General features: G+C 74.8%; 6 protein-coding genes. 1 reads left to right on the forward strand and 5 read right to left on the reverse strand.

What is annotated here, in order from left to right:
- Positions 1-404: DUF6480 family protein (locus tag AC08OV_RS22135; protein WP_476620256.1), on the forward strand; the 404-nt coding region annotated here is incomplete at its 5' end.
- Between the two features lie 164 nt (positions 405-568).
- Here the strand turns inward: AC08OV_RS22135 and AC08OV_RS22140 are convergent.
- From AC08OV_RS22140 to AC08OV_RS22160, 5 genes are all read right to left on the reverse strand, one after another.
- On the reverse strand, positions 569-2,005 hold the full coding sequence (locus AC08OV_RS22140; RefSeq protein ID WP_476620257.1) for a glycosyltransferase family 9 protein: 1,437 nt from the start codon (positions 2,003-2,005) through the stop codon (positions 569-571).
- Positions 2,002-2,793, reverse strand: coding sequence for an SDR family oxidoreductase (locus tag AC08OV_RS22145; RefSeq protein WP_476620258.1), 792 nt, complete (start codon positions 2,791-2,793; stop codon positions 2,002-2,004). The genes AC08OV_RS22140 and AC08OV_RS22145 overlap by 4 nt, the downstream gene beginning before the upstream one ends.
- Positions 2,780-5,008: a PfkB family carbohydrate kinase gene (locus tag AC08OV_RS22150; RefSeq protein WP_476620259.1), complete on the reverse strand. Its 2,229-nt coding sequence runs from the start codon at positions 5,006-5,008 to the stop codon at positions 2,780-2,782. Before AC08OV_RS22150 ends, AC08OV_RS22145 begins: the two co-directional genes overlap by 14 nt.
- 66 nt (positions 5,009-5,074) lie before the next feature.
- On the reverse strand, positions 5,075-6,292 hold the full coding sequence (locus AC08OV_RS22155; RefSeq protein ID WP_476620260.1) for a glycosyltransferase: 1,218 nt from the start codon (positions 6,290-6,292) through the stop codon (positions 5,075-5,077).
- A 35-nt stretch (positions 6,293-6,327) separates the two neighbouring features.
- Complete coding sequence (locus tag AC08OV_RS22160) at positions 6,328-7,416, reverse strand: glycosyltransferase family 9 protein (RefSeq protein ID WP_476620261.1); 1,089 nt, start codon at positions 7,414-7,416, stop codon at positions 6,328-6,330.
- Positions 7,417-7,427: the final 11 nt, after the last annotated feature.

The raw sequence follows: 7,427 nt of genomic DNA on the forward strand, positions 1-7,427 counted from the left end.
GTAGGAGGGTGCGGGTGGGGCATGCCGTTGTCATGGCGCCCACCGATCCCCGTTCCCGCCACCCGCAGCCCGGACCGGCCCATGCCGCCCGACCCCGTTCCGGCCACCTCCGGTCGGGTGGTCCGGCGGGCGGTCCGGGCCCGGCGCCGCCGGGATCCGCCCGCTCGTCCATCGATCCCGACCCCGCGGTCGCCACCGGTCTTGAATCCGGTGGCGGGGTGCCCCCAGGGGAGACGCCGCCCGGCGAGGACTCCATGGCTGGGGCGGTCAGCGGCGATCAGCCCAACGCCGGCCCGGGCACGCCCAATCGGACCCCGATGGCCATCACTCTGATCGCCGTCGGCGTCGTCGTCCTGCTTGTCGCCGCGTTCCTCATCGCGGAGGCGATCATGGGTGCGGGTTGAGCGAATGGCCCGGCGGCCGGCCCGGCATGGCATGGCATGGCATGGCGTGGCGTGGCATGCCATGCCGACGGGTCGTGTCGATCGCGGCCGCCTGGCCGTAGGGTCCTGGCCGTAGGATCCGGGGATGGGGACCTGATGTGCCATCTGATGTGCCGGGGCGGACGTCAGGACTGGCCGCCGAGTTCCTTCGAGACGGCGTTCGGCCCGTTGTACTGACGGTCCGGTATGTGTTCGAGGTCCTGGATGATGGACTCGTCCGCCCCGTTCTCCTTCGCCTTTTTCACGATTGTCGCGCGATCGGCCGGATAGTCGATTCCCTTGAGATACTTCTGCGCTTCGATGGCGGTAGTCATGCAGCGAGGACGACCCCTCGGCCGCGGTCCAAACCCCGCGCCGAGACCCCCGGACCCGCAGAACCTCTGTACTGAGTCGACGGCGTCGAGGGCGTCGACGGCGTCGAGCACATCGGCCGGGGTGAGGGTGAGCAGGCCCGGATCGGGGGCTGCGGAGAATGGATCGCCGCGACGGCCCGCCCACAGGGCACGATGGCGCGGGCGGTCCGGCGGGGGCCCCCACGCGGCCGGTGAGACCGGCCCGAACAGCAGCACCGACGGGATGCCGTAGGCCGTGGCCAGGTGTCCCACCCCGGTGTCGGTGGCCACGACGAGCCGGGCGTCGGCGACGAGGGCACACAGCCCGAGCAGGTCGGTGTCGCCGGCGAGGACGGCAGCGGCGGGGAGCCCCGCGCGACGGGCCACCTCGGTGGCGAGGGCGGCCTCCGGGCGGCTGCCGGTCACGACCACCCGGTGACCACGCCTGGCCAGGCCCCGGGCCACGCTCACCCACCGGTCGACCGGCCAGCGGCGGGCAGGGGCGGCCCCGCCCGGATGGACCATCGTGACGCCGATGAGCGGGGCAGCCTGGTCGGACTGGTCGGGTCCGGGGGTCTGGTCGGGTCGGGCGGGCAGGCTGGGTCGGTCGGGTCGGCTTAGTTGGCTTGGCCGGTGGGATGGGGCGGGTCGGTCCAGAGCCAGGTCCCTTGGGTCGCAGGGCACCCCGTAGGCGGCGAGCATCCGGCACCAGCGGACCACCTCGTGCTCCTCGGCCTGCTCCTCGGCGCCCGCGGGCGCTTCATCGGGACCGGGCTCGTCCCAGCGGGGGCCTGCGGGCAGGTCGAAGGCCCACAGTCGGCGGGGGTCCGCGGCGCGCAGGGTCGCGGTGGACTCCGGTCCGCGGCCGTGCAGGTTGACGGCCAGGCCGGGCCGGTCGAGCAGGCCGGGCCGGTCGAGCAGGCCGGGTCGGTCGGGTCGGTCGAGCCGCACCGGTCTCAGCGGCGCCGTGTCGAGTACGCCGTTGACCGTGCCGGACAGCAGTGCCAGCGGTTCGAGCCAGCGCGGCGCCGCCAGGACGATGCGCGCCGCCGGCAGGTGCCGGCGCAACCCCCGCAACGCGGGCAGGCCGGTGAGCAGGTCACCGAGCCCGAGCGCGCGCAAGACGACGACGTTGTTCCCGGGTCGCGCGGGGCCGTTGTTCCCGGGTCGCGCGCGACCGCGCGACGTCCCGGTGCCCCCGGGCGAGCCGGTGATCGAGCTGGCGATCAAGGGTAGGAGGTTTCCCAGGACGACGTCACGACCAGCTCCCTGATCTCGCACCCGGCCGGTTGGGCCAGGACGAACAGCACGGCGCGGGCCACGTCCTGCGGCCGGTTGAGCTTGGCGTCGGGTCCCGGCTTGTACTGTTCGTCACGGTCGTCGAAGAAGGCCGTCGTCATCCCGCCCGGCACGAGGAGCGTGACGCCGAGGCGACCCTTGAACTCCTCCGCCAGCGCCCGGGTGAACCCGATGACGCCGAACTTCGACGCACAGTAGGCCGATGCGTCGCCCGCGACCCGAAGCCCGAGGGTGGAGGCGCACGTCACGATGCGCCCCCCGGAGGTCTCCAGATACGGCAGCGCGCCGCGGACCACCGCCGCGGTACCCAGCAGGTTCACCCCGACGATCCGGTCCCAGTCGGCGCCGTTCAATGATCCGAATGGCGCCGGGTGGTCGGTGCCCGCCGCGGTGAACACACCGTCGAGTCGGCCGCCCTCCCGTTCGACGAGCTGCCGGGTGGCCGCCTCCGCCGCCCGGCCGTCGGCGAGGTCGACGATCTCGTGCGGTGCCGACGGCGCCGGCCGCCGGTCGAGGACCAGCGGACGGCCGCCCGCGTCCCGGACGGCCGCGACCACCGCGGCCCCCAGTCCCGAGGCCCCGCCGGAGACGAACACGGTTCCGGGACCGCCCGGCGACGCCCCGCTCGCCGCTGTCGCGTGTGCCGTCGATGCAACCGCCGAGCCGGCGGCCGGCGTGTCGATGGTGGACGTGCCGAAGGTGGTGTCAGGTGCCGCCACGGCGTACCGCCTCTCTGATCATCTTTGTGGTGGAACGGCCTTCGAGATAGGGCAGGACGACTGCCTGCCCCTGCCAGGACGCGACGACGGCGGCCTCCGGCAGGTCGGCGACCGCGTAGTCACCGCCCTTCGCGAACACGTCCGGGCATAGCTCCCCGAGCAGCCGGGCGGGGGTGTCGTCGTCGAACACCGCCACGGCGTCCACGCTGCCCAGACCCAGCAGCACGGCGGCCCGGTCGGCCTGGCTCACCAGCGGCCGGTCCGGGCCCTTGAGCCGCCGGACCGAGGCGTCGCTGTTCAGGCAGACGACGAGACAGTCGCCGAGCCGGCGGGCGGCGGCGAGGACGGAGACGTGGCCGGCGTGCAGCAGGTCGAAGCATCCGCCGGTGGCCACGACCACGCCGCCGCGGGCCCGGGTACGGCGCACCACGTCGAGGGCGGTCGTCGCGTCGAGGGCGGTCGTCAGATCGTGACCGCCCCCGCCCCTGTCTCCGTTCCCGCCCCGGCCTCCATCTCCGCCTCCGTCTTTCCGGGCGAGCGTCGAGACCCCGCCGGCGGCGAGGAAGTCGCTGGCGGCGCGGGTCGCGGCGACGACGGTCTCCGACGGCAGCGCACCCGCGCCCAGCAGCGCCGTGGCGGTCGCGGCGAAGCGGTCGCCGGCGCCGCAGGGATCCGCGGCGACCGGCGTCGCCGGTGCGATCAGTGGGGGCGTGTCCGAGGCACCGACCAGCAGGGCACCGCGTTCGCCGAGGGTGATCGCGACGCCGGCGGCACCCCAGTGGGCCACGAGCCGGCGGCCGCGGTCCGTAGCCTCGGCGATGGGGTCCCGGCGCACCGTGGCGTTGCGGGTGAACCACCGCGCCTCGGCCAGGTTCGGCGTGACGAGCGTGGCGCCGCGCGGGGGCACGTCACCCCGCGGGTGCGGATCCCAGACGAGTGGAACCCGCCGTGCCCGGCCGGCGAGCGCCGCGGTGACCGGGCGATGCCGCGCGAGCCCGTGACCGTAGTCGGCGACGAGGATCGCCCGGGCCGCGGCGAGCGCCCGCCGGCCCGCCTCGGGAAGCGTGTCGCGCACCGCGCCGCGCACCGCGTCACCGGTCCCGCGATTGTCGCCGGTCCCGCGATCGAGACGCAGCAGGGTGCTGGTGCCGGTCCGCATCCGGATTTTCTGCGGTGTCGGGCCGTCGAGCCCGAGGTCGACGACGGTGACGCCGGCGTCGGCGAGCAACGCGGCGAGGCGTCGCCCGCCCTCGTCGTCAGCCAGGGCGGTGACGAGGACGACGTCGTGACCGTCGCGGGCGGCGAGCAGGGCGGCGAGGCCCGCGCCGCCCGGCCGGGCTAGGTCGTCGGTCTGGTCGAGCACGGGCACCGGCGCATCGGGGGCCAGCCGTTCGACCCGGCCGACGAGGTCGCGGTCCAGCAGCGTGTCTCCGACGACGACCAGCGGCCGCCGCGGGGACGGTGGGGGAGCGCATTCCGGTGGGGCAGCGCATTGCGGTGTGGACGCGGACGAGGCGGCGGATCGCGGCGGGGTCTCCCGGGTCGGCGGGGTCTCCCGGGTCGGCGGGGTCTCCCGGGTCGGCGCGACGCCCAGCGCGACGTCACAGGCCGCGCAGAGAACGTGCACGGCGACCAGGTGGGTCTCCTGCACGGTCGCGGTCGACGGTTCGTTTTCGCGCGGTTCGTTCTCGCGCGGTTCGTTCTCGCGCGGTTCGTTCTCGCGCGGTTCGCTCTCGCCTGCGCGCCCGGTCGCCACGATCTCGTCGCAGGCGGCCGCCAGTGGGCTGTCGGCCCGGCCGACCAGCGCCCACGTTGTCAGGCCCAGCTCCCGGGCCGCGTCGGCCGCGTGCAGCAGATTGGCGCTGCGGCCCGAGGTGGACAGCAGTATCAGGACGTCGCCGGGCCGGCCGTGGGCGCGCACCTGGCGGGCGAACACGTCGTCGTAGCCGAAGTCGTTGCCGATCGCGGTCAGCGAGGAGGTGTCAGCGTGCAGCGGGATGGCCGACATCGGGGCCCGGTCGTCGCGGAACCGGCCGACCAGCTCCGCGGTCAGATGCTGGGCTTCGGCGGCGGATCCGCCGTTGCCGGCGGCGAGCAGCCGGCCGCCCGCGGCCAGGACCTCGGCCAGCCGGGTCCCCCAGGCGGCGAGCCGGTCGACGTCGAGTCCGTCCAGCGCCAGCTGCAACGCGGCGACGTGGCCGCGCCCGGACGGCATCGGCTGGCATGCCGCCGGGAGCGGTGCCGGTCCCGGCGCCGGTGTTGGTGCCGGTCGGTCCATGGGTCAGACCCCCGCCGGGAGATAGGGACGGCCGAAGCGGGACGTGCCGTGGCGGGTCAACCGCTGGTAGCTGCCCAGGGTCAGCGTGGCCACCCGGTCCCAGGAAAACAGGGCGCGGGCGCGCCGGGCGCCCTGCTCGCCGAGTTCCCGCCGCCACGCGGGGTCGCCCATCAGCTCGGCAAGGGCCTCAACGATCCGTTCCGGGGACCGTGGTGGCACGTGCAGGCCGGTCTTGCCGTCCACGACCGTGTCGACGAGACCGCCGACGGCCGAGGCGACGACGGGCACGCCGCAGGCCATCGCCTCCAGTGGGACGATGCCGAACGGTTCGTACCAGGGCACGCAGGTGACGACATCGGCGGAGCGGTAGAGGGCGGGCAGTTCGTCGTGGTCGACGCGCCCGATGAAGCTCGTCCGGTCGGCGACGCCCAGCTCGACCGACAGCCGACGCAGCCGGTCCACCTCCGGGTCGGTGTCGAGGTGCGCCGGATCGGGACCACCCACGACGACGAGGTCGGCCGCCGGCAGATGGGGCAGCGTGCTGATGACGTTGCCGACCCCTTTACGTTCCACCAGACGACCGACGAACAGCAGCCGGACGCGGTCGCCGCGCCGCGGCCGGGCCCATCCGTGCGGGGTGAACCGGGACAGGTCCACCCCGCAGGGCACCACGCTGACCCGCCCGCGCGGCGCCCCCAGCCGGACCAGCTCGAACACCTCGTCCGTGCAGGTGGCGAGGAGCTGGTCGACGTCGCCGACGAGCCGCTGTTCGATGGCGACGCGTTCCGGTGGCGAGGTGTCCCTGCGGCCCTGGTGGCGGCGTTTCACCACGCCCAGGGCGTGCATCGTGAGCACCACCGGGATGCCCAGCGGCCGGGCGGCCCGCAGCGCGGCGAGCCCGGACATCCAGAAGTGCGCGTGGACGACGTCGGGACGGCACCGTCGCCACTGCTCGTGCAGGTCGGCGGCGAAGTCGTCCATGTAGGGGAGAAGTTCGTCTTTAGGAACGAATCTGGCGGGACCGGCACGCACATGGTCGACCTGGACGCCTTCCCCGCGCCTGACGCGGCGCGGCAGGTCGGGGTCGTCCCGGCGGGTGTGCACGATGACGTCGACCTGCCGGCGGGCCAGGGCATCGGCCAGCGAGGCGACGTGGATGTTCTGCCCGCCCGCGTCGACACCGCCGAGTGCCGCGAGCGGGCTGGCATGCTCGGAAACCATCGAGACCTTCGTCGGGACCTTCGTCGGGACCTTCATCAAGGGGCCTCCAGGACCTCCTGCCGGGCGGGGGGAACGGTGACGACGGGGAAGGCGAGAACCGTCTCCACGGCGTCGACGACCTCGTCGGGTTCGACGGTGTTCAGACAGGGATGGCCGGGCACCGGGCAGTCCCGGGCCCGGCATCCGGCGCAGCCGATCGCCTGGTCGCCGAGCAGGACGTGCCGGGAGGTGTAGGGCCGCCACCGTTCGGCCGGCACTGTCGGGGCGAACAGGGAGACGATCGGGGTGCCGACCGCGGCGGCGAGATGCGCGGGGCCGGTGTTGCCGACGACCACCGCGCCGGCCCGCTCCAGGACGCCGGCGAGGCCCGCCAAGTCCGTGCGCCCGCCGAGGTCATGCACGCCGGGCAGGCGGCCGGCCGCGGTGGCGGTGAGCCCGGCCGCGGTGGCGGTGAGCCCCACCTCGTCGGGTCCACCGGTCACGACGACCCGGTGTCCCCGGCCAGCCAGCCGGCGCACCACCACCGTGAACCGCGGCGGGTTCCAGCGTCGGGCGGCCACCGAGGCGCCCGGATGCAGGACGACGTACGGCTCCGGGCCGATCAGGGGGGTCGGGTCCGGCAGCGGCTGGCGGACCGCGAGCAGCCCGTCGTCCTCGTCCGGTAGCCGGTAGCCGAGCGCCGCCGCGGTCGACAGGGCTCTGGTGACCTCGTGCAGCCCCGTCTCGGGCAGGTGGTGGCGGACGTCGAGCAGCGTGCCGGGGTAGTCCTCGCTCACGGCGGCGATTCGCCCGACGCCGGCCATCCGCAGCAGCAGGGCCAGCGGCAGCGGATTCTGGTGGAACGAGGTGAGGATCAGCGCGTCGTCGAGGCGACCGGCGGCCAGCCGGTCGACGAGGCCGTCGACGTCGTCGCGGCGCACCGGTGGCGGGCTCGCGTCGATCCAGGGGCAGCGCCAGACGACAACCTCGTCCACTCCGGGCAGCAGCTCGGCAGCCGCCCGCCCGCGGGGGCCTACGAGCAGGGTCACGTGCGCCGCGGTCGCGGCCACCGCGCGGATCGCTGGACCGGACAGCAGGACGTCGCCGTCGCTGTCGAGGCGCGCGACGAGCGCCCGGGCGGTCATCGCCGCACCGC

Source organism: Frankia sp. CeTa3Moorea (genome assembly GCF_978021225.1).

Bases quoted from the DNA above. Each gene is read 5' to 3' on its own strand.
- AC08OV_RS22160 (WP_476620261.1), bottom strand. From the start codon at position 7,416: ATGACCGCCCGGGCGCTCGTCGCGCGCCTCGACAGCGACGGCGACGTC.
- AC08OV_RS22150 (WP_476620259.1), bottom strand. From the start codon at position 5,008: ATGCCGTCCGGGCGCGGCCACGTCGCCGCGTTGCAGCTGGCGCTGGAC.
- AC08OV_RS22155 (WP_476620260.1), bottom strand. From the start codon at position 6,292: ATGGTTTCCGAGCATGCCAGCCCGCTCGCGGCACTCGGCGGTGTCGAC.